Raw genomic sequence first — 25,944 nt, forward strand, 5'->3', positions numbered from 1 at the left:
GTGTTCGATCCGAACGATCCGGTGTTCCTCGCCGACCCGTATCCGGCGTTCGCGTCCTTGCGCGACGAGGGCGAGGTGCACTGGCACGAGGGCCTGGGGATCGCGGTCGCGGTGTCGCACGCGGCCTGCTCGGCGGTGCTGCGCGACCGCTCCGCCGGGCGGCTGTGGCAGGACAAGGAGCCGGTCGAGGAGTTCGCGGCGTTCAACCTGCTGCACCAGAACTCGCTGCTGGAGAACGAGCCGCCGCGGCACACGCGGCTGCGCAGGCTCATCTCGGCGGCGTTCGGGCGCGGGCACACCGCGCGTTTGGAGCCGTGGGTCCGGTTGGTCGCGGGTCGAATGGTCGACTCGCTCGCTTCCGCCATCGCCGTCGACGGATCCGCCGACCTGCTCACACATCTCGCGGCGCCGCTGCCGGTCGAGGTGATCGCGGAGCTGCTCGGGGTGCCGGCGGCGGACCGGCCGCGGCTGCAGCCGTGGTCGAACGCGATCGTGAAGATGTACGAGTACGACCTGCCGGCCGACCGGGCCGCGGCGGCGGAGGCCGCGGCCGGCGAGTTCGTGGCGTACCTGCGGTCGCTGGCCGCGGCGCGCGCTTCGTCACCGGGGTCCGATCTGATCAGTGATCTGGTGTCGGTGCGCGACGGGTCGGATCGGCTGTCGGACGACGAGCTCGTCGGTACGGCGGTGTTGTTGCTGATGGCCGGCCACGAGGCGACGGTGAACGTGATCGGCAACGGGGTGCTCGCGCTGATGCGCGACCGGTCGGAGTGGGCGCGGCTGATGGCGTCGCCCGCCCTGCTGCCGACCGCGACCGAGGAGCTGATCCGGTTCGACGCGCCCTTGCAGCTGTTCGAGCGGACGGCGACCGCGCCCACGTCCGTCGCCGGGTACCGGTTGGAGCCGGGCGAGAGGATCGGCGCGCTGCTCGGGGCGGCCGCGCGGGATCCGGTGGTGTTCGGATCGCCGGACCGGCTCGACGTGGGCCGGTCCCCCAACCCGCACCTCGGTTTCGGGGCGGGGATCCACTACTGCGTGGGGGCGCCGCTGGCCCGCGTGGAGATCGAGGCGGCGCTGGAGGCCCTGGTCACGCGGCTGCCGGGGTTGAGGTTGGCGGCGGAGCCGGAGCGGCGTGGGGAGTTCGTGATCCGCGGCCTGCGCACGCTCCCGGTGACTGTCTGACTCTGGCGTCTGCTCCGTGCTCGCTGATCGCCTGGCAGTCCTGGCCCGCAGGCTCGCTGCCTGCTGCCTGCTGCCTGCTGGCCCGCTGTCCGATGGCCCGCTGTCCGATGGCGGCTTCGTTGACCGTCTGAGGGTGGTCCGCATGGGCTGTTCGACAGCGGGCCCGCCCGGGGGCCCCCCGATTTCCAGCCTATTCGCGAGCACCGACGGGGACGGGCCGCTTTGCGGCGGCTGTGGACAACTCGCCGGTGCGAATGGCGCGATCGTGGTGCGCGTGATGAGCGCTGATCGAGGGCCGCGTCGAGGGGCTGGGCCGGGACGGCTGGACTCGCCGGACCGAACGTTGAACTCGCGGGACCGGAACGTTGGACACGCGGTACTGGAGCGTTGGACTCGCGAGTCGGGAGCGTTGAACTCGCGGACGGGAACGGGGGAAACGCGAGTCCGGAGTGGGGGACTCGCGGGCGGGAGTGGGGTGGGTGGGTTAGCGGCGGGAGGGGGTGGGGCGGGTTTCGCGGAGGGGTGGGGTGGGGGCGTTGTGCACGCTGAGGACTCGTAGGTGGCGGAGGCGTTTCGGGTCGAGGGGGGCCACGAGGGCGGACAGGCGGCGGATCGTCAGGGCAGTTAGGACGGCCACTGTTGTCGCGGCCAGGTCGGTGGCGGCGCTCAGGAGTACGCCGTCGGCCTGGGACTGGACGCCGGTGCGGAAGCGCCAGGCGATCGTCGTCACGAAGAGGACGCCGCTCACCACCCACGCGGCCCACCAGATCTTCGTGGCGCGGGTCGGGGTCGGGCGCTCGTCGCCCGGGCGGCGCAGGACGTGGTGCTCCAGCTCGGCGAGGATCACGCCCGCCATCGCCAGGTTCACGCCCGGCACCAGCAGGTACACGAGCACCTGCCAGTCACGGCGGTGCGGCGCCTGCTCGGCGACCTCGGCGGCGGCGTGCCGGGCGAGGTACAGCCACCACACGGTCACCACCACCGCCAGCGCGCCGAACGCCAGCGCCAGCACGGCGCCGATCGTCACCACGGCGTCGGACGTCGCCACGAGCCGGTCGGACAGCGCGCCGCCCCGGCTGCGCAGCAGCACCACGTAGCGCCAGACCTCGCCGGCGGCGGCCGACAGCGTCAGCGCGGCGAGCGCCCACATCATCGCGGCCGCGTGCCCGCTGACAATCCGCACGCGGTCGACGGTGACCGGCTCCCCCGCGCCCAGGCGCGCGCCGGGCACGGTCGTGGGCCAGCGCCAGGCCAGCGGCGGGAAGCCCCAGCGCGGCATCTCGGTGTAGCGGGGCGGCCCGAGGTACGGCAGCCGGCGACGCGGCTGCCGTGCGGGTCGGAACGGGCTCGTAGCCACCCACCTGGTCATATGACCTGCGGTTCGCCCTCGGCGCAGGTGAGGCCGCGACCGGCGGCCTGCCAGGACTGCATGCCGCCGTCGACGTTGCGTGCCTCCCACCCGTTCGCGTTCAGGTAGGCGGTGACGCGCGCCGAGCGGCCGCCGCTGCGGCAGATGACCAGGAGCTCCTGGTCGTCCGGCAGCTCGCCGAGGCGGCCGGCCAGCTCGCTCATCGGGATGTGCTGGGCTTGCGGCGCGTGGCCGGCGTCCCACTCGTCCTGCTCGCGCACGTCCAGCAGGACGGTCTGCTCCGGCAGCTCGGCCGGAAGCTCGGGCACGGCCACGGACGGGACCTGCGATGGCATCACACCGACGATGCTGCCACGCCGTCCCGTAGGACGCCCGTGAGCTGCGCCCACCCGGCGGCCGGGAACGCGAGCACCCCGGCGGCAGGCTCCTTTGAGTCCCGCACGGCGACGGCCGGACCGGCGACGGCGACCTCGACACAGGCACCGTTGCTGCCGTCTTGGCCGCTGCGGCTGCTCTTACGCCACGCGATCCCGGAGAGGTCCACAGTGGACACTCTTATCGCCTCCCTCATCCCCGCAGCTCGCCGTCTATCCGCTCCAGCAAGGAGATCGAGTCGGTGGGGCTCAAGGCCTCACTGCGAAGCTGCTCGAACTTAATGCTAGCTGCTTCCACCTCCTTCTCATTCTCGATATGCAGGGCCCCGGTCGTGTATTCGACATAGAGCATCTCGGCGTCGTCGGGATCGGGGAAGTCGAGGAGGACGAAGCCGCCATCCATCGCGCTGTGCGCACCATTTGCCAGAGTGAGGATCTGGAGGGTCACGGTGGTGAAGGCGGCCGCTTCGATCATGAAGCTGAGCTGTTCGCGCATTACGTGCGGCCCGCCGACCTCTCGGCGGAGCGCGGCTTCATCGATGATCGCGGTGAGGTGGAGGGGGTTGTCCTCGGACAGCAGGCGATCCTGCCGGATCCGCCGAACCTTCACATCGTTCTCGAGTTCGGCGCGCGTTCGGCGGCGCCGACCGCTGCCGAACAGCGCGCGGATGTAGGTCTCGGTCTGGAGGAGGCCCGGGAGGTTCAGGCCCGGGAACTCCTTGACCTCCGTCGCGAAGGTCTCGACGTCTACGTAGCCCAGGTCCGTGACGCCGTAAGCGCGGAACCACAACGGTTTCGCCGCCTCGCGGGTTTGGTCCAGCAGGTCCGGGTCGTAGACGTCGTAGAGGTCCATGGCCGATCTGACGAAGTGCACGTCGGCCTTGGTCACGCCCGTCTCGATGCGGTGCAGGGCGCTGCGCTTCTTGTCCAGGCGCACGGCGGCCTGGTCGAGGTTCATGCCCGCGGACTCCCGCATGCTCCGCAGCCGCCGACCCAGTCGACGCCTGAGGAACGGCGCCTTGTTGTGCGTGTTCAACTCCAGCTCCCGGTGACTCCCAGTGGCTACATGATCGCAGCCCGGAATCCCGGGGCTGGGATTTCCACGCGGGATTTCCGCCCTTCCGCGTACTGAACGTCCGCGTCCTGACGTTGATCCCGCCACCCGGATGCTGGGAGCCCTACCGAAAGGAGATCCCGTGTACGGACGACTGTTCACCCTGACGACCATCGACGACGACAGCAAGGTCTTCGCCTGGGGCATCGAGATCGTCGGTGACGAAGACAAGCCGGAGGACAGCGAGGCGGTCATCTACCGCAAGGACCCGGAGACCGGGCGAACGCTGTTCGGCGTGCACGACTCGGCCCAGGCGGCGTGCGACCGGTGGAGCGGGATCGTGCCGCTGGAGATCTCCTGGGAGGAGAGTTACGTGCCGATCTCGGCGATCGCCTCCGCGACGCCGGCCAGCTCCGCGCTGTCCAACGGCATGGGGTCATGGCCAGCGGACTCCGGGTCGGATTCCCTTCCCTGCCCGGTGATGTCACCCGCGGTCACGGGGTAGTACCGGCCATCCGGTTCGTAGACGGCAGCGTTCCGCGGGTGCACCTCGGTGGCGGGCGTGTAGAGCCGCAGGATGGTGCCATCGGCCAGCTCTTCGCGCCGCGGCGGATCGCACATGCCGGTCAGGCGACGTCGGCGTCGGCGGCTTCCTCGGCCGTGCCACCGTAAGAGCCGATGGTCACGTCGACGAAGCCGTCGATGCCGTCTCTCGTGAAGAAGAGCGCGAGCGAGCGTTCGCGCGGAAACCACTCGGCGTCCTCCGGCACGATGCCGGTCTGCTCGCTCACGGCATCGATCAACTGATTCTCAACGACATCCACGACTTCCTGCGAAGGCGGCTCAAGATGGCCGGGCTGGTCGCCGCGGACCGGCGAGCAACCGCCGATGTCATCGGAGGACGACGTGTCGCTGGGCGGTTTGGTCGGCGGTGCCGTGCTCGACGGCGGCGCCACCGGCTGGACGCCTTGGCCCTCGGCGACGGAGCGGAGCAGCACGCCGCCGATCCCGATCGCGGCGGCGACGCCGATCGCGGCGGCGACGGTCGCGCCGCGCTGGATGCGTGCACGGCGACGGCCTGCCGGATCACGTGCTCGGCGGTGACGACCGTCGGGGGCGCAGGCACGTCGGCGATCGCGCGGAGGGTGGCCCGCGTCTGGTCGTCGATGTTCATGCTTTCCTCGCAGCGGTGTTGTCGCCGGGGTAGGCCTCGCGCAAGGCGGCGAGCCCACGGACGGTCTGGCTCTTGACGTTGCCGGTCGAGCAGCCGAGCGTGGCGGCGACCTGCTCCACGGAGAGGTCGGCGACGTAGCGGAGCACGAGCACGGCCCGCTGCCCCGGAGGTACGGCCAGGAGCGCGGCCTGCATGGCCATGCGTTCGTGGGAGCTGTGGTCGGGTGCGACCGACTGCTCCGGTAGCACGGCCACGGGGTACTCCTTGGCCCGGCGGCGGTGCCGGGCATCGAGGAAGAGCCGGGTCAGGACGGTTCTTCGCGCCGCGAAGAACTCGGTGGACTCCTGGTCTCGTCCCCGCACTCTCGACCACCTCCGGCCCCTTCTACACGGAACCGCCCCCGACGGTTGCACGAGTGCGAGAAAGTGGCGGGGTGGAGTTGACCATTGAAGCGCAACTCGAGGGGGCACTCGCTCAGGCACCGCTGGTGCTCGCCATCTACGACGGCGGGACGAACACGACCGATGAAGTCACCGAAGCGGCCACGCGGGTCGCGACGAACGTCATCGCGTTCTACCCGGCAGAGGCGATGCTCGGCGGCCTGCGCACCAAGACGGTGGATGAGTTGATAGCCGACGACCGGTTAGTCGTCGGAGTCGTCGAGCAGCTCGACCCGGATCTGCCCGCGTTGCGTGACGAGCTCGTCGAGCGGAGCCATCGGGTGGTCAGGATCAGTGCGCCGGAGGTCGACGCGGTCGTGCGCGAGCGGCACCTGGCCGGTTACCACGCGGACACCGACGCCGGGGTGGACCGGCTGGGGATCTCGCCGGACGTGGAGATGCTGGCCGATCTCGTGGCGTCGCGGTTGATCAAGCCGCCGCTGTCGATCGGGCTGTTCGGGAACTGGGGGTCGGGCAAGAGCTTCTTCATGCGGCAGATGCGCGAGCGCGTCCGCTCGCTCGCGCACGCGGCGGCCGCGGAGGAGAAGGCCCGCAAGGAGCGCGGGCGGGACGTGTCGTCGTACTGCTCTGCCGTCCGGCAGATCACCTTCAACGCCTGGCACTACGCCGAGGCGAACCTGTGGGCCAGCCTCGCCGCGCACATCTTCGACAACCTGGCCGTGGGCGGCTCGGAGGACGCCCTGGAGCGGCGGGCCGACCACCTGGCCGAGCTGCGGCAGCAGGACAAGTCGCTGCTGACCCAGCTCTCCGCGGCCCGGCTGGAGCGGATGATGGTCGCCGCGCGGTACGAGCGCGAGCCGTTCACGCTCGATCTCACCCACGACGACTTCGCCTGGGTGGGCAAGGTGCTCGACGTCCCCGAGGCGACGATCGACAACGTGCGCGAGTTCGCCACCGGCATGCTCGGGTGGAAGGCGAAGGCACGGCAGGTGCTCTCGTTGTTCCGCCGCAGCAAGCTCGCGTGGGTCCTGCTCGGCGCCGGGGTCGCGCTGACGGTCGGGATCGTGGCGCTGCTGCGCAGTCCACTGTGGCCGGCGATCACGGCGATGGTCTCGACGGCCGTCGCGACCGTCACGCCGTTCGTCCGCGAGGTGCACAAGGCGGTGACCCGGATCAAGTCGGCCGCCGAGACCAAGGAGGCCGCCGCCGGGAAACGGCTCGCCGACCTGGACGCGGAGACCGAGCGGCTGGAGCGTGCGATCTCCGAGTTGGCCCCGGGACACGGCGTGACGGCGTTCGCGAAGTCGCGGCATGCCAGTGCGGACTACCGCCAGCACCTGGGGGTCGTGTCGTTACTGCGGCGGGATCTGGAGACGTTCGCGGCGATCCTCGACAAGGAGCGCGAGGCCGACGGCGGGCTGGAGCGGATCGTGCTCTACATCGACGACCTCGACCGGTGCCCGCCGGACGTGGTGGTCAAGGTGCTCGAGGCGATCCACCTGCTGGTCGCACTGCCGGTGTTCGTGGTCGTGGTGGGCGTGGACGCGCGGTGGCTGCGGCGGGCGATCACGCGGCACTACGCGGAGATGCTGCCGGACGAGGTGCTGACGCCGGCCGACTACCTGGAGAAGATCTTCCAGGTCCCGTTCCAGCTGTCCTCAATGGACAGCGATGGGTTCGAGGATCTGGTTCGCACGCTGGCCGGTACCGAGAAGGCGCCGGGAGTCGCGGTCGCGTGGGAGCGGCCCGCGAACGAGACGCCGGTCCCTGTGCAGTCCGCTGTCGTCGTCCCGGCCCGCATATCCGACCTGCGGCCGCGGCAGCTGGACATCTCCGAGGCGGAACTGGACTTCCTCAGCCGCCTCGCGCCACTGGTGCCGTCGCCACGAGCGGCGAAGCGGCTGGTCAACCTCTACCGGCTGCTGCGCGCGCGGCTGTCCGGGCCGGAGCTCGACGCGTTCGTGTCCGGGCACGGGTCGGGTGCCGTGCTGGTACTGCTCGCCGTGCACGCCGGGGAGGGCAATGAGGCGGACGGGCTGTTCAAGCGAATCGAGGCGGCCGGGTCCGGGCTCACGTCGTGGCGCGGGCTGCTCGACCGGTACCAGGAGGACGACGACGTCGAGGCGCTGTGCGAGCGGCTGGTGCGGATCGACGGGATGCCCGACGAGCTCGACGTCTACCGGGAGTGGTTGCCGCTGGTCCGGCGGTTCTCGTTCGGCCATTGACGCTGCTTGACCTCGACAATGGTGGAGGTTGCATCATGGCCACGTGAGCACCGAGGACGAGGCGGCCATCCGGCGGATCGTCGCCGACGTGCAGACCGCCTTCAACACCAACGACGCGCGGCTGATGAACAAGCACTTCGCCGCGGACGCGTCCGTGGTCACCGCGATGGGCAAGCGGATCGTCGGGCTCGACGCCCTTCGCGAGGCGACCGAACAGGGCATGGCGGCCGCGCTGCACGACCAGTACGTCCGCTACGACGTCACCGACATCCGGTTTCTCCGGCCGGACGTGGCGCTCGCGTACAAGCACGCGACCGCGACCGACGCCGACGGCGAGCCGCTGGAGCTGGATCACTCGATGGTCGCGCTCTACGTGCTGGTCAAGGAGGCCGGCCGATGGCTGATCGCGGCACGACAGAACACCCTCGTCCCCCACTAACGCCCACTGACCCGCACGCCCCGTGGATGGCGGCCCCCACCCTCTCCGGGGGCCACCCCACCACGCCAGTCTACTTGTCGGGGCTGACAAAAGTGGGGGTTGGGCGTTTGCTGTGGACAACTGCGGTTGTTGTGGATGGTTGGTGCGCGCGTGCGGCCCCGGTCCGGGGGAACGGGGCCGCACGTCGGTGCACGCTGTCGCTAGTGGACGACCGCCTTCTCGGCTTGCGCACCGGTCAGCGCGCGCACCTCCATCTCCGCGTACTTGGCGTCGTTGCGCTCCTTGGAGAGCACGGTGCCCAGGTAGCCCAGCAGGAACGCCGCCGGGATCGACACGATGCCCGGGTTGTCCAGCGGGAACCAGCTGAAGTCGACGTTCTGCAACATCGACGGACTCTTCCCGGTCGCCGGGTCGACGGGCTTGCCGGACACCGCCGGCGAGAAGATGATCAGCGCCAGGCACACGGTGAGGCCGCCGTAGATGCTCCACAGCGCGCCCTGGGTGTTGAACCGCTTCCAGAACAGCGAGTAGAGGATCGTCGGCAGGTTCGCCGACGCGGCGATCGCGAACGCCAGCGCCACGAGGAACGCGATGTTCTGCCCGGTCGCGACGATGCCGCCGACGATCGCCACCGCACCGATCACCAGCGCCGTGATTCGGGCGACCCGCACCTCCTGGGCCTTGTCGTCGGCCGCGCCCTTCTTGATCACGTTGGCGTAGATGTCGTGCGCGAACGACGCCGACGCGGTGATCGTCAGGCCGGCGACCACGGCGAGGATCGTCGCGAACGCCACCGCCGAGATGACGCCCAGCAGCACCGTGCCGCCCAACGCGTAGGCCAGCAGTGGCGCCGCCGAGTTCGCGCCGCCGGGTGCCGCCTTGATCGTGTCCGAGCCGACCAGCGCACCCGCGCCGTAGCCGAGCACCAGCGTGAACAGGTAGAAGATGCCGATCAGCCAGATCGCCCACACCACCGAGCGGCGCGCCTCCTTGGCCGAGGGCACGGTGTAGAACCGCATCAGGATGTGCGGCAGGCCCGCGGTGCCGAGCACCAGCGCGAGCGCCAATGACACGAAGTCCAGCTGCGTGGTGCCGGTCAGGCCGTACTGGGCCCCCGGGTTGAGCAGCTTCTCGCCGCCCTCGCCGACCCGCGCGACCGCGTCACCGAGCAGGGTCGACAGGTTGAACCCGACCTTGCCGAGCACCCATACGGTCATCGCCGCGGCGCCGACGATCAGCAGCGCGGCCTTGATGATCTGCACCCAGGTCGTGCCACGCATGCCGCCGATGATCACATAGATGATCATGATGGCGCCGACGACCGCGACCACCATGGCCTGACCTGTCCTGCTCTCGACGCCGAGCAGCAACGCGACCAGACCGCCCGCGCCGGCCATCTGGGCGAGCAGGTAGAAGATCGACACGACGAGCGTGGAGATCGACGCGGCCGCGCGGACCGGACGCTGGCGCATCCGGAAGCTCAGCACGTCGCCCATCGTGTACCGGCCGGTGTTGCGGAGCAGCTCCGCCACCAGCAGCAGGGCGATGAGCCAGGCGACGAGGAAGCCGATCGAGTAGAGGAAGCCGTCGTAGCCGTTCAGGGCGATCGCGCCGGCGATGCCGAGGAACGACGCGGCGGACAGGTAGTCACCGGAGATCGCGACGCCGTTCTGCGCGCCGGTGAACGAGTGGCCGGCCGCGTAGTAGTCGACCGCGGTCTTCGACGTGCGGCTCGCCCGGAACACGATGTAGAGCGTGAAGGCGACGAACAGCGCGAAGATGCCGATGTTCAGCGCGACGTTGCTGCCCTCGATGCCTTGTGCGAGCACCATCACCGGTCACCACCCTCGCTGTCGCCCTCGATGTCGCCGCGGATCTTGTCCGCCACCGGGTCGAGCTTCCTGTCCGCGTGCCGGACGTAGATGCTCGTGATCACGAACGTCGAGACGAACTGCAGCAGGCCGAAGACGAGCCCGATGTTGATGTTGCCGAACAACTTGGTCGACATGAATCCGTGCGCGTAGTCGGACAGCAACACGTACAGCAAGTACCAGGCGAGGAATGCCACGGTCATCGGGAAAACGAACCCGCGCAACCGGCGGCGCAGCTGCCTGAACTCGGCACTCTCCTGGACGGTCACCCAATCGGGACCGGATGTCTCCGTCGGCGGTGGGTCCGGGTTTGTGCTACTCACAATGCCTCCTGGGAGGTGGGTCCGAGACGTAAAGGCGGTGTTACGACCCTAGGAAGAAGGCAGCGCGGACAACATCATCGACAGTCAAAGCGCGCTGAGCCACGACGAACGGTTGACCAGCGGTTCGATTGGCGGGTCGAGTGGCCCGTGTCACGTCTTGGTGCGAAGCGCCCGAAGGTCGTCCTGCCGCGTCGTGAGGCTGTTCTCGTTGAGGTGCAGGCGCAGCATCGCGGTCCGGGACCAGCTCGGCGGACGGCCGCGCAGCGAGACGACGTACATCGTCGCGAACGCGAGCGGGACGGTCCACGGGGCGGGCTGGGCCACGAGGATCGCGAGCCAGCCGTCGACCGGCAGGCCCCAGATCGTGCCGGCGATCGCGCCGCTCGACGCGAAGAGGCCGACGAGGACGCCGCTCATCGCGCCGGCGACGGTGAGCCGGGGCCACCAGATACCGAGCACGAGCAGCGGGCAGAACGTGGACGCGGCGACGGTGAAGGCCCACGTGACCAGTACGCCCGCGTCGAGCCGGATCGCTTGCAGGGCAAGGAGGACGACGACCGTGGACACCGCGATCACGGTGAAGCGGAGCCGGCCGAGGCCACCGGGGAGCAGGTCGTAGGAGATCGCGCCGGACACGACGAGGACGAGGCCGAGCGAGGTGGCCAGGAACGCGGCGAACGCGCCGCCGGTGAGCAGCGCGGTGAAGGAGTCACCGGGCCAGCCGGTGTCGACCTGGGCCGGGAGCGCGACGACGGCGATGTCGGTTGCGCCGGAGAGATAGAGCTGCGGGACGAGGACGCGGCCGAGGACGCCGTAGATGCCGGGGAACAGGTAGAAGACGCTGAGCAGGGCGACAGTGATCGCGGCGGTGCGGCGGGCCGCGCGGCCGTCGGGGCTGGTGTGGAACCGCATGATCACGTGCGGCAGGCCCATGGTGCCGAGCGCGAGCGCGACGACGAGGGCCCAGGTGCCCAGCAGCGGGTGGCCGGCGTCCCGGAGGTCGAGCAGCGGGCGTTCCCAGCCGGCGCCGCCCGGCCGGGCCTCGCCGACCACCTCGGGGACCTGCGCGCCCTTCGGGAAGACCACCGTGGTGCCCTCGGCAACGTCCCAGTCGCCCTGCTTCACCTCGGCCGTCTGTCCGATGAGGACGTTAGTCGGCTCGACCATCCGCAGGGTCGTGCCGACGCGGAACACGACGCGGGTGTCGCTGTCGAACTCGGTGAACTCGACCGGCCGCACGGCCTCGTCGCGGACCTGCGGGCCGACCTGGACGAGCAGCCAGATCGCCGGGACGATGAACAGAACGAGCTTGAGCACGAACTGGAAGGCCTGGACGTACGTGGCCGCGCGCATGCCGCCGAGCGCCAGCGTGATCGCGACGCCGGCGCCGGCGACGACGACACCGACCCAGTAAGGGCTGTCGCTGACCGCGCTCAGGACGAGGCCGGCGGTGCGGAACTGGGGGACGAGGTAGAGGCCGCCGATGACGAGGATGACGACCGCGGTGATCCTTCTGAGGGCGGGCGAGGCGAGGCGGGCCTCGGCGAAGTCGGGCACGGTGAGGGCGCCGGACCTGCGCATGGGCGCGGCGACGAGCACGAGCATGGCGATGTAGCCGGCCGTGAAGCCGACGGGGTACCAGAGGGCGCCGATGCCGTCCTTGACCACGAGGCCGGCGACGCCGAGGAAGGACGCGGCGGAGAGGTACTCGCCGGAGACGGCCGCGGAGTTGAGCAGCGGGGAGACCCGCCGGGAGGCGACGAGGAAGTCGGACGTGGTGCGCATCGCGGCGACACCACGGAGTCCGATGAGGAGGGTCACCAGAACGACGGGCGCGACGGCGAAGGCGATGATCACCGCGGACCCCGAACGCCCCCGCGCGCACGCGCGCACGTGCGGAACCCAAGAAACGAAAGCCCCACCCTGTCCCGGGGGCCACCCTCACATGCCAGTCTAGTGGCAGGGGGTGACGGATGGTGGGGGGTGGCGTCTGCTGTGGACAGGTCCGTGCATTGTGGACAACTCGTGGTCATGGCGTGTCGTCCTCGGCGTGCTCGGCGCGGCGCAGGTGCCAGGCGGCCAGCAGCGTGAGGGCCGGGTACGGGAGGACGGCCAGCGCCAGCCACGAGACCGGGATGCCCAGCAGGCGCAGCTCGTCCAGGGCTGGGAACACGGCGAAGACCAGTGGTAGGCCCAGCATGCCCACGAACAGCAGTACGAGCGGGGCTACCGCGAGACGGCGCTGGGCCCGGTAGAGCACCGCGGCTCGTTCGGCGCCGGCCGGGTCCAGCTTCGGGACTCGCCAGCGGCCGCGCAGCCGCCGCCGGGAGTGCGCCAGGCGGGTCTGCGGGCTCATCACCGCGACCCGCTTGTGGCCGGGCATCAGATCCGCCGCTCCGAGCGGTCCAGCTGGCCGGTCCGCGCCGCGGCCAGCAGGCGGTCGCGCAGGTCGCGGGCGTGGCGGCGGCTCACGGGCACGTCACCGAGGTCCGTGTGGGCGAGCAGGCCGCCCACCGAGTCGCTGCGGAGCTCGCGGACCGCGTCCAGCGCCACCAGGTAGCCCCGGTGCACGCGCACGAAACCGGCCGGGCTCCAGTACTCCTCCAGTCGCGAGATCGGCATCCGCACCTCGTGCACGCCCGACGTCGCGTGCAGCCGGACGTAGTCGCCGTGCGCCTCCGCGAAGCGGACCTCGTCGCGGCGCACGTACCGGGTGCGGCCCTCCGTCTCGACCGGCAGCGCGGCCATCGCCTCCGGCTGCCGCGCGACCGGCTGCTGCGCGGCCGGGAGCACACGGTTGATGCGGGCCAGCGCGTCGGCCAGCCGCTCCGCGCGGATCGGCTTCAGCAGGTAGTCCACCGCGCCGATGCCGAACGCGGCCACGGCGTGCTGCTCGTACGCCGTCACGAAAACGATCGCCGGCGGGTCGGACAGCTTCGCCAGCAGCGACGCCAGCTCCAGCCCGTCCAGGCCCGGCATCGAGATGTCCAGGAACACCGCGTCGAACCGCCCGCTCTGGATCATCCGCAGCGCCGAGAGCGGGTCGCCCGCGCCGGACACCTCCGACACGTACGGCGACTCGCGCAGCAGCCGGCACAGCTCATCCAGCGCGGGAGGCACGTCGTCCACCGCGAGCACCGACAGACCAGTCACCCCGGCACCACCCCCGGCTGGAACCGCGGGATGCGCACGACCACCCGCGTCCCCTCGTCCGGCGCGGTCTCCACCACGAGGCCGTACCACGGGCCGTACACGTTGCGCAGCCGTCTGTCCACATTGGCTATACCGACGCTGTCCGCACCGCCGCGGCCGGCGAGGATCTCCTCCACCAGCACCGGATCCATACCGAGCCCGTCGTCCTCGACACTGATCACACAGTCGTTGCCCTCGGCCTCGCCGCGCACCTGGACGTGCCCGGTGCCCGCGCGCGGCTCGATGCCGTGCCGGATCGCGTTCTCCACCAACGGTTGCAGCACGAGGTAGGGCAGCGCCACGGCCAGCACCTCGGGCGCCACCCGGACCTGCACCTGCAGCCGCTCGCCGAGCACCGCGCGCTGGAGGGCCAGGTACGTCTCGATGGCGCGGAACTCCTCGGCGACCGTGGTGTACTCGCCGTGGCGGGCCAGGCTGTACCGGATGTAGTCGGCGAAGTCGATCATCAGCTCGCGGGACCGGTCGGGCTCCGAGCTCACGAGCGCGGAGATCACGGTCAGCGCGTTGTAGACGAAGTGCGGCGAGATCTCCGCGCGCAGCGCCCGCAGCTCCGCCTGCGCGGCCTGCTCGGCGGACGCCTCCAGCCGGGCTCGCTCCAGCGCGTCGACGATCCAGCCCGACGCCTCCCGCAACGCCGAGCGGCGCACCGCTCCGACGACGACCAGAACCCCGGCGAGCTCGTCGTGAACGTGCAGCGGCAGCGCCAGCAGCGGCGGCCGGCCGCCCTTCGTCTCGCTGTGCAGGACCTCCTCGACCAGATCCTTCGCCGCCCGCTCGTCCTCGGGTGGGGCGGGCGCCCAGACCGGCCGGCCGGACAGGTCCACCAGGCCCACGCGGTCCGCGTCCAGCAGCCGGCGCACCCCGCGCGCGGCGGCCCGGGTACCGGCCCCGCCGAGGCCGTCCTTCAGCTCGTCCGCGATGTGCCGCGCCGCGGTCAGCACCGCGGCCGGGTCCGAACGCGACCAGGCCCGGGGTCGCAGGCGCGCGCTCGCCGGTGTCCGATCAGGCGCTCGGTCGGCGGACACCGCCATCAGGGCCTCCCATCGTCGGCGACCGGGCTCGCGACAAATGCTAACGGCCGGATCACCCCGCGAACGAGCTGATCAATCCGCCGGACGCAGGAACGAGAGCAGGGCCGAACGGAACTCCGCGGGTGCCTCCAGCCACGGCAGGTGACCGGCCGGCAACGTCACGCGGGTCACCGACGGCAGCGCCTCCTCGAGCGAGTCGACCGCCCACCGCGGCCGGATGTCCCGCTCGCCGTCGACGATCAACGTCGGCACGGTGAGCTTGCGGCACGCCTCGACGAGCTCCTCCGCGCGCCAGGTCCGCCGGTCCTCGGCGTTGATCGTCGCGTTGCACTCGTAGTTCACCTCGAGCCACGGCGTGGCCATGCGCTCGGCGTGGGCGCGGGCGATCTCCGGGTCGACGAAGTCCGCGGACCACCGCACGATCGCGAGCTCGCGGTCCTCGTCGACCGTCCGCTCGCGGCCGCTGCGCTCGGTGAGCCGGGCCAGGTCGGGGCCGAGGCGGGCCGCCAGGTTCCGCTCGTAGTCGTCGTGCCAGTCGAAGCCGAGGCCGACACCGGACACGTACACGAGCTTGCTGACCCGGTCCGGGTTGTCGAGCGCGTACCGCAGCGCGAGCTGCGCGCCCCACGAGTGACCCAGCACGGCCACCCGCTCCAGCCCGAAGTGCGCGCGGACCGCGTCGAGGTCGGCCGCCGTGCGCGCCATCGAGTACGGGCCGCGCCGCTCGGACCGCCCGCAGCCGCGCTGGTCCCACCGGATGACCCGCAGCCGGTCGGACAGCATCGCGGCCGCGTCGCCGAACATGTCCCACAGGCCGGGGCCGCCGTGGCAGACGAGCAGCGGCTCGCCGCCCGTGTCGGCCGGGCCGACCGTCACCGCCCATAACCGACGTCCGTCGTCGGTGACCACCGGCCTCATTTGCGGTGCCGCCCGTCGGCCAGGCGGGCGCGTTCCTCCGCGGTCCCGAACCGCGCGACCGCACGGTCGCGGATGAAGCCGAGCCCGTCCGGGGCGTGCATGCGCAGCCGAATCTGCGCCAGGTCCGCGGGCACCTTGTTCTGTGTCGCCTTGCTCACGAGGATCACCGTAAGGAATGCGATGGGGACCGTGATCAGCGCGGGTTGCCCGAACGCGCCGGGCGCCCAGCCGCCGGTGAAGTCGCTGACCGTGTTCAGTACCAACGAGGTCAGCACGAGACCGCCGCCGACGATCATGCCGGCCGCCGCGCCGACCCAGGTGAGCTTCCGCCACCACACGCCGAGCAGCAGGACCGGGCAGAACGTCGACGCCGCGAGCGCGAAGGACATGCCGACCGACAGCGAGATGTCCTCGGGGCGCATGACGATCGCCAGCGCGAGCGGCGCGCCGCCCGCGATGACCGTGGCGAAGCGGAAGTCGGCCACCCGGCCGCGCAGCACGTCGGTCGACAGCACGCCGGACACGCTCACCACGAGCCCCGAGGACGTGGACAGGAACGCGGCGAACGCGCCCGCCATGGTGATCGCGCCGAGGATCTCGCCGAGCATGCCGGGCGCGATCTTGGCAGGCAGCATCAGGACGGCCGCGTCGGTCTTGCCGGTCACCAGCAACTCGGGGACGTAGAGCCGGGACAGCGCGCCGACCAGGATCGGGAACAGGTAGAACAGCGAGAGCAGCAGCAGGATGTGCAGCGTGGTGCGGCGGGCCGCGCGGCCGTCCGGGTTGGTGTAGAAGCGGACCAGCACGTGCGGCAGGCCCATCGTGCCGAGGAAGAGCGCCAGCATCAGCGAGTACGTGGCGAAGAGATCGCCAGAGCCGGCGGCCGGTCGCAGCCAGCTCGCGTTGTCCGTCGGCGCGCCGAGCACCACCGGGACCGTGGAGCCCTGCGAGAAGTGCAGCTCCGTTCCGGCGTCGGCGGTGTGCTCGCCGGGCGGCCAGTAGACCGTGCCCGTCGCCTCCTCGCCGTCGACCACGCCGTCCGCGCTCAGCACGACCGCGTTGTCCACCTTCACCCGTACCGGGGTCTCGACGGTGACCGTGGTGGCACTGGTGAACGTGGGCGGCAGCTTCTCGGTCAGGCCGGTGGTCTCGCCGCTGCGCGGGCCGCCGTCGCCGATGAACAGCACGCACATCACGAACGTCGGCGCGGCGATGGCGAAGAGCTTGAGCCAGTACTGGAACGCCTGCACCACGGTGATCGCCCGCATGCCGCCGCCGAACACGTTGACGATCACCACGATCGTCACGAGCAGCGCGCCGACCCACGTGGGCACCGGCAGGACGTTGGCGATCGCGAGCCCGGCGGCCTGCAGCTGCGGGACGACGTAGAGGATCCCGATGAACACGACGAACGCGGCGGCCAGGCCGCGCAGCGTGCGGGAGCCGAGCCGTGCCTCGCAGAAGTCGGGCAGCGTGTAGGCGCCGGACCGGCGCAGCGGAGCGGCGACGAACAGCATCAGGGCGAGGTAGCCCGCGGTGAAGCCGACCGGGTACCACAGGGCGTCCGCGCCGTCCTTGAGCACGAGCCCGGCGACACCGAGGAACGAGGCCGCGGACAGGTACTCGCCGGACACCGCGGCCGCGTTGCGCCGGGTCCGCACGGTGCGGCGGGCGACGAGGAAGTCCTGCGTGGTGTTGGCCGTGCGCGAGGACCGGTGTCCGATGTAGAAGGTCACGACCGTGACGAGCAGGATCCCGGCAAGCGCCCACACCTTTGCGTCCACCGAGTGTCCCGGGTTCCTAACGAGAGCTGGCTACTTCTCCACCATCGCGACGAACGCCTGTTCCTGGCGCTCGGCCACCCGGTTGTACCAGTAGCCGGCGCCGAACAACAACGGAAACGGCAGCACTCCGATGACCAGCCAGGGCAGCGGCACGCCGGCGAAGCTCACCTCGGCGAGCCGCGGGACGAGGAAGAACACGGTCGGCACGGCCGCGAGGGCGCCGACCACCGCGATCCAGAACCCGATCGCGACATGGAACTGGTGGCGGACGAACTGGCTGACCAGCTCCTCGCCGTAGCTCGTCTGCTCCTCCAGCTCGACGACCGTGCGCAGGACCGTGACCGGCGCGCGCGAGTCGGCCAGCACGACGCGCTTGCGGCGCGGTTTGGTCGGTGGGTCCTTGTACGGTTTTTCGGACGGACCGGCGGCGTGCTTACTCACGACATCCCCTCGCAGGCTCGGTGATGCCGCTCGCCCTGTGTCGTTGATTCGCTCGCAAGCTCGCTCATGTGCCCCCGCGCCGGGTGATGCGGTCCTTGAGCTCGCGGGTGTGCCGGCGGCTGACCGGGAGCTTGCGCTCCTCCTCGCCGATCACCACGTGGTAGCCGTTGCCGCCGAGCTGCAGCTCGGTGATCAGGTTGATCGGCACCAGGTACGAGCGGTGGATGCGCACGAAGCCGGCCTTCTCCCAGCGCTCCTCGAGCTGGGCCAGCGGGATGCGGACCAGGTGCGAGCCCTCGGCGGTGAACAGGCGGGCGTAGTCGCCCTGCGCCTCGACCCAGCGGACCGCCGAGCGTGGGATCAGCTTGGTGGTGCCGGCGAGCTCGACCGGGATGACCTCCTCGTCGCTCGGCTCCGGCCCGGGTGCCGCGCCGGCCACCTCGCCGGTGAGGCCGTCGCCGCGCAGCTTCGAGATCACCCGCTGCACCGCGCGGTCCATGCGGGCCTGGTCGCACGGCTTGGGGATGAAGTCGACGGCGCCGAGCTCGAAGGCCTCCACCGCGTCGTTGCCCTCGCCGTGGCCGGTGATGAACACCAGCACCGGGGACGGCTTGAAGCCGGCGAGGACCTTGGCCATCTCCATGCCGGTGAGGCCGGGCATCTTGAGGTCGGAGAAGACGGCGTCCACGATCGGCCGGCCGGAGTTGCGGCGGGAGGACAGCTCGGGGTCGTCGCCGGCGAGCTGGCGCAAGGCCTCGGTCGCGTCGAAGGCCGGGATGACCCGCCGCACGTAGCGGTTCCCGTCCAGCCGTTCGAGCATGAGGTCCATCCCGTCCTTCTCGTCGTCGACGGCCAGAACGACGAGACCAGGGGTGTTGGCTGAGGTACTCACGGTGATGTGCATCTTGCCGATCGGGAGAACGAAATGTCCATGGTCAACATCCTGCTTACCCCGCCCGTGTCAGCGGTGGGCCGATAGTGCGTGCCGGACACAACTCTGAGCAGACGTTTCCCGGTCTCACAACCCGAATCGGGACCAGGTGGACCTGACCTCCAGCGCCTCCATCGCGCCCATGAGGCGCTCGGCCGGACCGTGCGCGAGGCTCGCGGCGGCACCGCCGAGGCCGAGCCGGGCGAGCAGCGGGCGCTTCGGCTCGGCCACGCTGATCTCCGCCTGCGGGTACCGCTCGGCGATCACCTGGCGCAGGTTGCCGATGCCGTCGACGAGCCCCAGCCCGGCCGCGCGGGCGCCGGTCCAGACCTCGCCGGTGAACAGGTCGTCCTCGCTGTTCAAGCGGTCGCCGCGGCGATCCTTCACCCAGTCGACGAACTGGTCGTGCAGCTGGGTCTGCAGACCCTTGAGCCACTCGACGTCCTCGTCCTTCTCGGGGCGGAACGGGTCGAGGCGGACCTTGTGGGCGCCGGCGGTGTAGACGCGACGCTCGACGCCGACCCGCTCCAGCAGGCCGTTGAGCCCGAAGCCCGCGGTGACGACGCCGATGGAGCCGACCAGGGAGGAGGAGTGGGCGTAGATCTCGTCGGCGGCGCAGGCGAGCCAGTAGCCGCCGGACGCGGCGACGTCCTCGCAGAACGCGAGCACGGGGACCTTCTTGCGGTCGGCGAGCTCGCGGATCCGCTCGCCGACGAGGGCCGACTGGGTCGGCGCGCCACCCGGCGAGTTGACCGCGAGCGCCACCGCCTTGAGCCGCTCGTGGTCGAAGGCCCTGCTCAGCGCGGACTCGACGCTGTTGAGGTTGATCGTGCCGCGGGCCAGCGGGGACGGCGTCGGGGTGATGACGCCGTGCAGCTTGACGACGGCCACCACCGGACCGCCGTGGCCGCGGCGGTTGGGCAGCGTGGGCAGCTTCGCCGCCAGCTTGTCAGTGACGCTCATACGCCAACCCTAGGCGCGATCCGGTATCCGGCTCGTGAACCGCGACCCCCAACCACTCCCACACGCACGCGCGCGTGCAGGACCCCAGTACGCAGGCCCCCACCCTTTCCCGGGGGCACCCCACCACGCCAGTCTACTTGTGAGGACCGACAAAACCGGTGGTCGTGGGCTTTCTGTGGATAGGTGGCCGGGTTGTGGACAGGCGTCAGCGGGTGACCCGGCCGACGGTGCCCTGCGTGGACGCGTCGGGCGTCTCGCCGTCTTCCGCGCCGAACTTGGGCAGGTCCGGGCGGACGCCGGGGAAGAACTTCGGGACGCGCAGGATCACCTTCATGCCCGCGCCCGGGGCCGTCTCCGCCATCAGCGCGTACTCGTCGCCGAAGACCGAGCGCATGCGCTGGTTGATGTTGCCGATGCCCACGTGCGAGCCGGTCTTGTGGGCGTCGCGGAGGTCGGCGAACAGGCGGTCGGCGTCCATGCCGACGCCGTCGTCCTCCACGCTGATCAGCGCCTCGTTGCCGTTGTCCTGCGCCACCACGGTGATCGTGCCGCCGCCGGGCTGCGGGGACAGGCCGTGCTGCACGGCGTTCTCCACCAACGGCTGCAGCACCAGGAACGGCACCACCACGTGCAGCACCTCGGGCGCGATCTTGATCCGCACGGTGAGCCGGTCGGCGTAGCGCTGGCTCTGGATGGTCAGGTAGCGGTCGATGTTGCGCAGCTCCTCGGCCAGCGTGGTGAACTGGCCCGAGGTGCGGAACGAGTACCTCGTGAAGTCCGCGAACTCCTGGAGCAGGTCGCGCGCGCGCTCGGGGTCGGTGCGGATCAGCGAGGAGATCGAGTTCAGCGCGTTGTAGAGGAAGTGCGGCGAGATCTGTGCGCGCAGCATCCGCACCTCGGCCTTGGCCAGCGCCTGCTTGGACTCGTCGAGCTTGGCCAGCTCCAGCTGGATCGAGACGAACTTCGCGACCTCGTCGGCGGCGCGGATGAGCCGCTTGGAGTTCACGCCGCCGACCACGATCAGCGTGCCCTCCACGTGCCCGTCCGGGATCAGCGGGACGATCACCGCGGTGCGCATCGGGCAGCGGCCGCGCTGGTTGCACTTGAGGTTCGTGTGCGGGATGGCCGCCCGCTGCGCCTTGCGGATCGCGACGTCGATGGTCGGGATCAGGTGCTGGTAGTGCTCGTTGGCCCCGCCGTCCCAGGACAGCAGGTGGCCCCGCTCGTCGGTGATGCCGATGGCGACGCACTTCAGCATCTCCACGAGGTGCTTGACCGCCTGGTCGGCCGCCTCCTCGGTGAGCCCGCTGCGCATCGCCGGCGCCGCCTTCGACAGGCGCTGCACGGCGTCGAGCACCGCGTCGTCGACCGAGCCCTCCGACTTGCGCCGCCGGACGATCAGCGCGAACAAGCCGCCGACGACGAGCATGGCCAGCGCCCCGACGAGCGCACGCTCGTTGAAAATGTCGGACAGCAGGTCGGTCACCCGTCAATGCTCGACCGACCGTGCTCACGAAGCAAGCGAGCCCTACTTGAGCAGCCGGGACATCCGGCGGTCCGCGAGCGGCTTGCCGCCGGTCTGGCAGGTCGGGCAGTACTGGAACGCCTTGTCCGCGAACGAGACCTCGCGGACGGTGTCGCCGCAGACCGGGCACGGCATGCCCGTGCGGGCGTGGACCCGCAGGCCGGACCGCTTCTCCCCCTTGAGCAGCGCCGCGTGCTGGCCGACCGACCGGCTCACCGCGTCGGTGAGCACCGTGCGCAGCGCCGCGTACAGGTCGTCGAGCGCGGCGTCGGTGAGCTTGCCGGCGGTGGCGTACGGGGAGAGCTTGGCGGTGTGCAGGATCTCGTCGGAGTAGGCGTTGCCGACGCCCGCCAGGATCTTCTGCGTGGTCAGCACCGTCTTCAGCCGCTCGGTGCGGCCGGCGAGCACGCCCGCGAACTCGGCACGGGTGACCGCCAGCGCGTCCGGGCCGAGCGCGGCGATGCTCGGCACCTCGGCCGGGTCGGCGACGATCCACGCGGCCAGGCCCTTCTTCGTGCCGGCCTCGGTCAGGTCGAAGCCCGGGCCCTTGCCGGGCGTGCCGAGGTGCACCCGCAGCGCAAGCGGGCCCTTGCCCGGCCGGGGCGGCGCCGCGGACAGCGTCTCCGCCCAGCGCAGCCAGCCGGCGCGGGCCAGGTGGATGACCAGGTGCAGCCCGTCGCAGTCCAGGTCGAGGAACTTGCCGTGCCGGCCGGCCGCGGTGACGGTCCGGTCGCGCAGCTCGGTCCACGGTGGGGTGACGGTCTTGAGCACGGACAGCGACGCGACGTCGACCCTGCTCACGGTGCGGCCGACGCCGTGCTCGCGGATGTGCTGGGCGAGCGCCTCGACCTCGGGAAGTTCAGGCACACCGCCAGTCTTGCCGGATTCCGGCGATTACGCCACGGGTTGCAGCGGACCCTCGATGCCGGGCACCGAGTCGACCGCGATGCTCTTCTCCACCCGCTTGATCTGCTGGCGCACCGTGAACACGCCGCGCACGACGCCCACCCATCTCTCGACGGGCTCGTTCTCGCCGTTGTCGCCCGTCTCGGCCACCACCGTCCACGGCCGGCGCAGTGCCCACCGCGTCGGGAAGAAGAGGATGAGCATGAGTACGAGCAACACGACCCACAGCGGCACCACGACGTCGTCGGGGGTCCACACGATCAGGACCACGCCGAGCGTCAACACCAGGGCGAGTAGCACGATCGCGGCCGCGTTACCCACGCTCACGTCGTGTTCGAAGTCGTCCGCGGTGGCCGGTGAGCGCCATTCGAGTTGGCTGCGTAGGGTCCACTGCCGTCCATCCGCGCCGCGCACCACGCGCGTCATCAAGGCCTCCCGGCTCCGGAGCTGGTCGGGATCATCGCTACTAATGATGGCCTAACCCGCCAACCCCACGCACCTGTCAGGGTCCGTTCGGCGCAGCCGGCGAGGGAGTAGATTCAGCCGTTCGGGCTGTCTGCGGTGAACCGGACGGCGGTTTCGCCAGCGTCTGTTGCTGGGTGTAGCTGGTCGTCCGGGTCGTGGTCCGGGTCTGGTCCAGCGAGTTGGTCTCGGTGACGGTGGTCGTCTCGTACACCACCGTGTAGCCGTTGTAGGTCGTGGTGTGCCGCTCGACCCTGGTCTGCCGGTAGACGATCGGCGCGCTCTCGTCGAAGGCCGCCTGCCGGGTCGTCATCGGCCGCCCGGTGCGCGCGCCGTCGTCGGTCCGCGCCGGGACGGCCGAGCGCTTCGCGGGCCCGGGTGTCGTCGTGGGCACCGGCTCGTCAACGGGGTCGGCCGCCGGCACCTCCGCCCGGGTCGTCAGCCGGCCGGTCGTGACCCGCAGCGGCGAGTGCGACGGCTCGGCCTTGTGGGTCATCTCCAGCTCGACGCCGTTGCGGCCGGACAGGTCGACCGGGGCGGCCGCGCCGTCCCCGCCACCCCACGGCGTGACGACGAACCCGAGCAGGCCGACCGCGGCTGCGGAGCCGGCCACCAGGCCGACCTGGATCTTGGTGCTCGCCAGCAGCCCCTTCAGGGTCGCGCCGAACCCGCCGGCGGCGACCGCGCCCGCGACCACGGCGGGCGCGGCGGCGAGCCCGGCGTGCGCCCGCAGCCCGGAGCAGACCTCGCGGAGCTCCGCGTGCATCGCGGTACAGGAGGCGCAGCCGGCGAGGTGGGCGCGGATGCGGCGGCGCTCGATGCCGGACGTGCTGCCGGCGGTGTACGCGCCGAGCTTCTCGAGGACGGAGCGGCAACCGGTGGCACTGCGGTCGGCGGCGAGGTGCGCCTGCAGGTACGCGGCACGCAGGCCCTGGCGGGCGCGGCGGGCGAGGGCGGCGGTGGCGTTGGGGCTCAGACCGAAGTTGGTCGCCACGGCGGCCGGGCGCTCGCCCTCGACCTCCATCTTCCAGAGGACCTTGCGCCAGCGCTCCGGAAGGCTCGTGAACGCGCGGCGGATCAGGCTGCGCTCGGTGTACTGGCCGGTGGTGTCGGGGTCGGACGCGGCCCGGTGGGTCAGCTCCTCGTCGCTGACCGGGACGTCCCTGCGGCGCAGGCTCCACTCCCACGCCACCCGCCGCGCGACGATCAGCAGGTAGCCACGCACGTTGTCGACCGGGCCGGAGCCGCGGCGGATGGCCTGCAGCACCCGGAAGAACGCCTCGGCGGTGAGATCCTCGGCCTCCGCGCGGTCGGCGACGAGCCCGAGCGCGAGCCGGTAGACGGCCGTGGAGTGCCGCGAGAACAACTCGCCGAAAGCCGCATCGTCCCCAGCCCGGAGGCGGTCGAGCAGCGCCCGATCCTGCGTGTCCCCGGTCTCCGCCTTGCGGTCCGCGCTGGCCTCCGCCCTGTGCGCTCCGGATGAGCGCGGAGCCTTGCCGGTCATGTGAGCCGGCACCTCCTCCCGGCCGCCACGGGAATCTGGCTCAACATGCCACAGGGCGGATTCATGTGGACGGCAAACGTTAAGAACGTGAAGGGGATACCTACGAATGTATTAGCCCGTTCGGCCCAATCCACGGTCGTACGAAGTCGAGCCGGCCACCCGGGGCCGGTCGGCTAAACTCGCGACGACACATCGCGGACGTAGCGCAGCTGGTAGCGCATCACCTTGCCAAGGTGAGGGTCGCGGGTTCGAGTCCCGTCGTCCGCTCGCGATGGGCGGCGGGTGCCCGCCAGAGCGCGGGCCGCGTCGCTCGCCCGAGAAGCTCAGAGTTTGCGGTAGACCTCGCGACGACGCGCGACGCGCACGACGGTGACGAGCACCCGGCCATCCTCGATCTGATAGACGACGCGATAGTCACCGACGCGAATCCGCATCACCACCCGCGGGATGCCCCACCAACGCCTTGAACCCCGACGGGCGAGGATCCAAGCCGAGTGCCGTAACGGCGCGAGCGACGCGACGCTGCCTCGCACGGTCAGGTTTCCGAAGCTCACGGGCAGCAGGCGCCGTCCACTCGATGTCGAACGTCACCGGTCAGACAAGACCAAGCGAGCCAAGGATCTCGCGATGCGGTACGCGACGCTCCTCGGAGGCGAGCGCTTCGCGCGCGGCCTGCAAATCGGCCTCGCCCTCTGCCAACTCCAGCGCTCGAAGATCGTCGAGCGAGACGACGGCCGCAACGGGCCGGCCGTGCCGTGTCAGCACCACTCGCTCGTGGGCCGTCGAGGAGCTTGACGCCCCCGGCCCATCGGACGTACAGTTTTTTGTACGTGCTCGAGAGAGGTGTCCGCTGTGAAGACCATGAGCTACTCCGAGTCCCGCGCGCACTACGCCGAGACTCTCGACTCCGTGGTCAACGATCGCGAGGAAGTTGTGATCACACGCGCCGGGCATGAGCCCGTCGTGATCGTCTCGCTCGACGACTACGAGTCACTGAAGGAAACCGCCTACCTGCTCCGCAGCCCGGAGAACGCCAGGCGTCTGATCACGGCGATTGAGCGCCTGGAGTCGGGCGGCGGCGCGCCACATGAGCTCGCCGAATGAAACTCGTCTGGGACGAACTCGCTTGGGACGACTACGTCTGGTGGCAGTCCGAGGACCGCAAGATCCTCAAGCGGATCAACTCACTGATCAAGGAAATCAGTCGAAACGGGAACGAAGGCATCGGCAAACCCGAGGCCCTGAAGCATGGGTTTCAGGGCTACTGGTCACGTCGGATCACCGATGAGCACCGGCTGGTCTACAAGATCGCGGGTGACGAGATCCGGATAGCTGCCTGCCGCTACCACTACGGCAGGTAGCGCACCCACGCTGCGGAACACTCGTCGACTCCCATCCATCGTCAGCCCCACTGGACAACTCACGCCGGTCCCACCTAGCCCCGCAATAACCGTTCGGAACTTTTACCAAGTACTGCTGGTGGTAGTCCTCCGCGTAGTCGTGTACACGCCCGGGGTCTGCCAGAAAGGCGCTCCCGGGTTCCGCAGCATGTAGGAACGCGGCGCCCGACAACGCCGTGTGGCCTGCAGAAACGGAGCCACTCGCTGGTAAGGCGTGTGCCTACACCGTGTCGAGGGCGGGATGACGAACGGCCTGACCTGCGGTCATGTCGTCCTTGACCCGCAAGATCAAGACTGTTGGAACGCCCCGGCGCCCGCGATAATGATCATGTGTCTACGCGCCTCGCGTGGACACGGACAAGGCGGCAAAGGCGCGCCCACCATGCCGACCCACGTCGCCACGCACACGCTTGACCTGCACGAATGAGAGATCAGGGTGTAGGCACACGCGCGG

At 70.6% G+C, this 25,944-nt stretch carries 29 protein-coding genes, 1 tRNA gene and 1 pseudogene; 7 read left to right on the forward strand and 24 right to left on the reverse strand.

Going from position 1 to position 25,944, the window contains the following annotated elements; genetic code table 11:
* Positions 1-1,182, forward strand: a complete 1,182-nt coding sequence (locus ACRDTB_RS02000; protein WP_431428100.1) for a cytochrome P450 — start codon at positions 1-3, stop codon at positions 1,180-1,182.
* Positions 1,183-1,666: 484 nt separating this feature from the next.
* Here the strand turns inward: ACRDTB_RS02000 and ACRDTB_RS02005 are convergent, their stop codons facing one another.
* The 4 genes from ACRDTB_RS02005 to ACRDTB_RS02020 are packed head-to-tail and all read right to left on the reverse strand — an operon-like array spanning position 1,667 to position 3,961.
* Positions 1,667-2,539, reverse strand: a complete 873-nt coding sequence (locus ACRDTB_RS02005; RefSeq protein WP_431428101.1) for a DUF4328 domain-containing protein — start codon at positions 2,537-2,539, stop codon at positions 1,667-1,669.
* An 8-nt stretch (positions 2,540-2,547) separates the two neighbouring features.
* The gene (locus ACRDTB_RS02010; RefSeq protein WP_431428102.1) at positions 2,548-2,886 is read right to left on the reverse strand and encodes a rhodanese-like domain-containing protein; all 339 of its coding nucleotides are present in this window, start codon (positions 2,884-2,886) and stop codon (positions 2,548-2,550) included.
* Positions 2,886-3,122, reverse strand: a complete 237-nt coding sequence (locus ACRDTB_RS02015) for a DUF397 domain-containing protein (protein WP_431428103.1) — start codon at positions 3,120-3,122, stop codon at positions 2,886-2,888. The genes ACRDTB_RS02010 and ACRDTB_RS02015 overlap by 1 nt, the downstream gene beginning before the upstream one ends.
* Positions 3,119-3,961, reverse strand: coding sequence for a helix-turn-helix domain-containing protein (locus ACRDTB_RS02020; protein ID WP_431428104.1), 843 nt, complete (start codon positions 3,959-3,961; stop codon positions 3,119-3,121). The genes ACRDTB_RS02015 and ACRDTB_RS02020 overlap by 4 nt, the downstream gene beginning before the upstream one ends.
* A 160-nt stretch (positions 3,962-4,121) precedes the next feature.
* On the opposite strand from ACRDTB_RS02020, the gene ACRDTB_RS02025 reads away from it, so the two are divergent.
* Positions 4,122-4,484 (forward strand): hypothetical protein, encoded by a 363-nt coding sequence (locus tag ACRDTB_RS02025; RefSeq protein ID WP_431428105.1) that lies wholly within the window; start codon positions 4,122-4,124, stop codon positions 4,482-4,484.
* Positions 4,485-4,605: 121 nt separating this feature from the next.
* Here ACRDTB_RS02025 and ACRDTB_RS02030 read toward each other — a convergent pair whose 3' ends face one another.
* Entirely contained in the window at positions 4,606-4,977 is a 372-nt protein-coding gene (locus tag ACRDTB_RS02030) for a hypothetical protein (RefSeq protein ID WP_431428106.1), read from the reverse strand.
* A 172-nt stretch (positions 4,978-5,149) separates the two neighbouring features.
* Positions 5,150-5,515, reverse strand: a complete 366-nt coding sequence (locus tag ACRDTB_RS02035) for a sigma-70 family RNA polymerase sigma factor (RefSeq protein WP_431428107.1) — start codon at positions 5,513-5,515, stop codon at positions 5,150-5,152.
* 71 nt (positions 5,516-5,586) lie between these two features.
* Here ACRDTB_RS02035 and ACRDTB_RS02040 point away from each other — a divergent pair, with 71 nt between their 5' ends.
* Positions 5,587-7,779, forward strand: coding sequence for a P-loop NTPase fold protein (locus tag ACRDTB_RS02040; protein WP_431428108.1), 2,193 nt, complete (start codon positions 5,587-5,589; stop codon positions 7,777-7,779).
* Positions 7,780-7,822: 43 nt separating this feature from the next.
* The gene (locus ACRDTB_RS02045) at positions 7,823-8,218 is read left to right on the forward strand and encodes an SgcJ/EcaC family oxidoreductase (protein WP_431428109.1); all 396 of its coding nucleotides are present in this window, start codon (positions 7,823-7,825) and stop codon (positions 8,216-8,218) included.
* A 200-nt stretch (positions 8,219-8,418) separates the two neighbouring features.
* Here the strand turns inward: ACRDTB_RS02045 and ACRDTB_RS02050 are convergent, their stop codons facing one another.
* The 15 genes from ACRDTB_RS02050 to ACRDTB_RS02120 form a co-directional block, all read right to left on the reverse strand.
* Positions 8,419-10,050, reverse strand: a complete 1,632-nt coding sequence (locus tag ACRDTB_RS02050; protein ID WP_431428110.1) for a solute symporter family protein — start codon at positions 10,048-10,050, stop codon at positions 8,419-8,421.
* Positions 10,050-10,412 carry a DUF485 domain-containing protein gene (locus tag ACRDTB_RS02055; protein WP_431428111.1) on the reverse strand — a complete coding sequence of 121 codons (363 nt, stop codon included), beginning with the start codon at positions 10,410-10,412 and terminating at the stop codon, positions 10,050-10,052. The genes ACRDTB_RS02050 and ACRDTB_RS02055 overlap by 1 nt, the downstream gene beginning before the upstream one ends.
* Positions 10,413-10,562: 150 nt before the next feature.
* Entirely contained in the window at positions 10,563-12,269 is a 1,707-nt protein-coding gene (locus ACRDTB_RS02060; RefSeq protein WP_431428112.1) for a cation acetate symporter, read from the reverse strand.
* A gap of 172 nt (positions 12,270-12,441) precedes the next feature.
* Complete coding sequence (locus tag ACRDTB_RS02065; protein WP_431428113.1) at positions 12,442-12,795, reverse strand: hypothetical protein; 354 nt, start codon at positions 12,793-12,795, stop codon at positions 12,442-12,444.
* Positions 12,795-13,565, reverse strand: a complete 771-nt coding sequence (locus ACRDTB_RS02070) for a LytR/AlgR family response regulator transcription factor (RefSeq protein WP_431428114.1) — start codon at positions 13,563-13,565, stop codon at positions 12,795-12,797. The genes ACRDTB_RS02065 and ACRDTB_RS02070 overlap by 1 nt, the downstream gene beginning before the upstream one ends.
* A complete protein-coding gene (locus ACRDTB_RS02075; RefSeq protein WP_431428115.1) occupies positions 13,562-14,656 on the reverse strand; it encodes a sensor histidine kinase in 1,095 nt (364 codons plus the stop codon). The genes ACRDTB_RS02070 and ACRDTB_RS02075 overlap by 4 nt, the downstream gene beginning before the upstream one ends.
* Before the next feature lie 72 nt (positions 14,657-14,728).
* On the reverse strand, positions 14,729-15,565 hold the full coding sequence (locus ACRDTB_RS02080) for an alpha/beta fold hydrolase (protein ID WP_431428116.1): 837 nt from the start codon (positions 15,563-15,565) through the stop codon (positions 14,729-14,731).
* Positions 15,566-15,570: 5 nt separating this feature from the next.
* Positions 15,571-17,358 carry a cation acetate symporter gene (locus ACRDTB_RS02085; protein ID WP_431428117.1) on the reverse strand — a complete coding sequence of 596 codons (1,788 nt, stop codon included), beginning with the start codon at positions 17,356-17,358 and terminating at the stop codon, positions 15,571-15,573.
* A gap of 30 nt (positions 17,359-17,388) precedes the next feature.
* Complete coding sequence (locus tag ACRDTB_RS02090) at positions 17,389-17,799, reverse strand: hypothetical protein (RefSeq protein ID WP_431428118.1); 411 nt, start codon at positions 17,797-17,799, stop codon at positions 17,389-17,391.
* A 64-nt stretch (positions 17,800-17,863) separates the two neighbouring features.
* Positions 17,864-18,703, reverse strand: coding sequence for a LytR/AlgR family response regulator transcription factor (locus ACRDTB_RS02095; protein WP_431428119.1), 840 nt, complete (start codon positions 18,701-18,703; stop codon positions 17,864-17,866).
* Positions 18,704-18,817: 114 nt separating this feature from the next.
* Positions 18,818-19,693 (reverse strand): S49 family peptidase, encoded by an 876-nt coding sequence (locus tag ACRDTB_RS02100; RefSeq protein ID WP_431428120.1) that lies wholly within the window; start codon positions 19,691-19,693, stop codon positions 18,818-18,820.
* A 205-nt stretch (positions 19,694-19,898) separates the two neighbouring features.
* Positions 19,899-21,122 carry a histidine kinase gene (locus ACRDTB_RS02105; protein WP_431428242.1) on the reverse strand — a complete coding sequence of 408 codons (1,224 nt, stop codon included), beginning with the start codon at positions 21,120-21,122 and terminating at the stop codon, positions 19,899-19,901.
* 99 nt (positions 21,123-21,221) lie between these two features.
* Complete coding sequence (locus ACRDTB_RS02110) at positions 21,222-22,085, reverse strand: Fpg/Nei family DNA glycosylase (protein WP_431428121.1); 864 nt, start codon at positions 22,083-22,085, stop codon at positions 21,222-21,224.
* A gap of 27 nt (positions 22,086-22,112) precedes the next feature.
* A complete protein-coding gene (locus ACRDTB_RS02115; RefSeq protein WP_431428123.1) occupies positions 22,113-22,550 on the reverse strand; it encodes a DUF983 domain-containing protein in 438 nt (145 codons plus the stop codon).
* A gap of 76 nt (positions 22,551-22,626) precedes the next feature.
* Positions 22,627-24,090 carry a sigma-70 family RNA polymerase sigma factor gene (locus ACRDTB_RS02120; RefSeq protein WP_431428124.1) on the reverse strand — a complete coding sequence of 488 codons (1,464 nt, stop codon included), beginning with the start codon at positions 24,088-24,090 and terminating at the stop codon, positions 22,627-22,629.
* Positions 24,091-24,284: 194 nt separating this feature from the next.
* Between ACRDTB_RS02120 and ACRDTB_RS02125 the strand changes: the two genes are divergently transcribed.
* Positions 24,285-24,357 (forward strand) — tRNA-Gly (locus tag ACRDTB_RS02125).
* 56 nt (positions 24,358-24,413) lie between these two features.
* Here ACRDTB_RS02125 and ACRDTB_RS02130 read toward each other — a convergent pair.
* The gene (locus ACRDTB_RS02130) at positions 24,414-24,644 is read right to left on the reverse strand and encodes a type II toxin-antitoxin system RelE family toxin (protein WP_431428126.1); all 231 of its coding nucleotides are present in this window, start codon (positions 24,642-24,644) and stop codon (positions 24,414-24,416) included.
* Between the two features lie 40 nt (positions 24,645-24,684).
* Positions 24,685-25,044, reverse strand: coding sequence for a type II toxin-antitoxin system Phd/YefM family antitoxin (locus tag ACRDTB_RS02135; protein ID WP_431428127.1), 360 nt, complete (start codon positions 25,042-25,044; stop codon positions 24,685-24,687).
* Here ACRDTB_RS02135 and ACRDTB_RS02140 point away from each other — a divergent pair.
* Complete coding sequence (locus tag ACRDTB_RS02140; protein WP_431428129.1) at positions 24,952-25,194, forward strand: type II toxin-antitoxin system Phd/YefM family antitoxin; 243 nt, start codon at positions 24,952-24,954, stop codon at positions 25,192-25,194. The two genes, ACRDTB_RS02135 and ACRDTB_RS02140, sit on opposite strands and share 93 nt — an antisense overlap.
* A complete protein-coding gene (locus tag ACRDTB_RS02145; RefSeq protein ID WP_431428131.1) occupies positions 25,191-25,451 on the forward strand; it encodes a Txe/YoeB family addiction module toxin in 261 nt (86 codons plus the stop codon). The genes ACRDTB_RS02140 and ACRDTB_RS02145 overlap by 4 nt, the downstream gene beginning before the upstream one ends.
* 30 nt (positions 25,452-25,481) lie before the next feature.
* Here the strand turns inward: ACRDTB_RS02145 and ACRDTB_RS02150 are convergent.
* Positions 25,482-25,605, reverse strand: a pseudogene (locus tag ACRDTB_RS02150) (peptide-methionine (S)-S-oxide reductase MsrA); the annotation flags it as partial.
* Positions 25,606-25,944 lie beyond the last annotated feature (339 nt).

The sequence above is a fragment of the Actinophytocola sp. genome (assembly GCF_050699935.1).
In the GTDB taxonomy this organism is placed as follows: domain Bacteria; phylum Actinomycetota; class Actinomycetes; order Mycobacteriales; family Pseudonocardiaceae; genus Actinophytocola.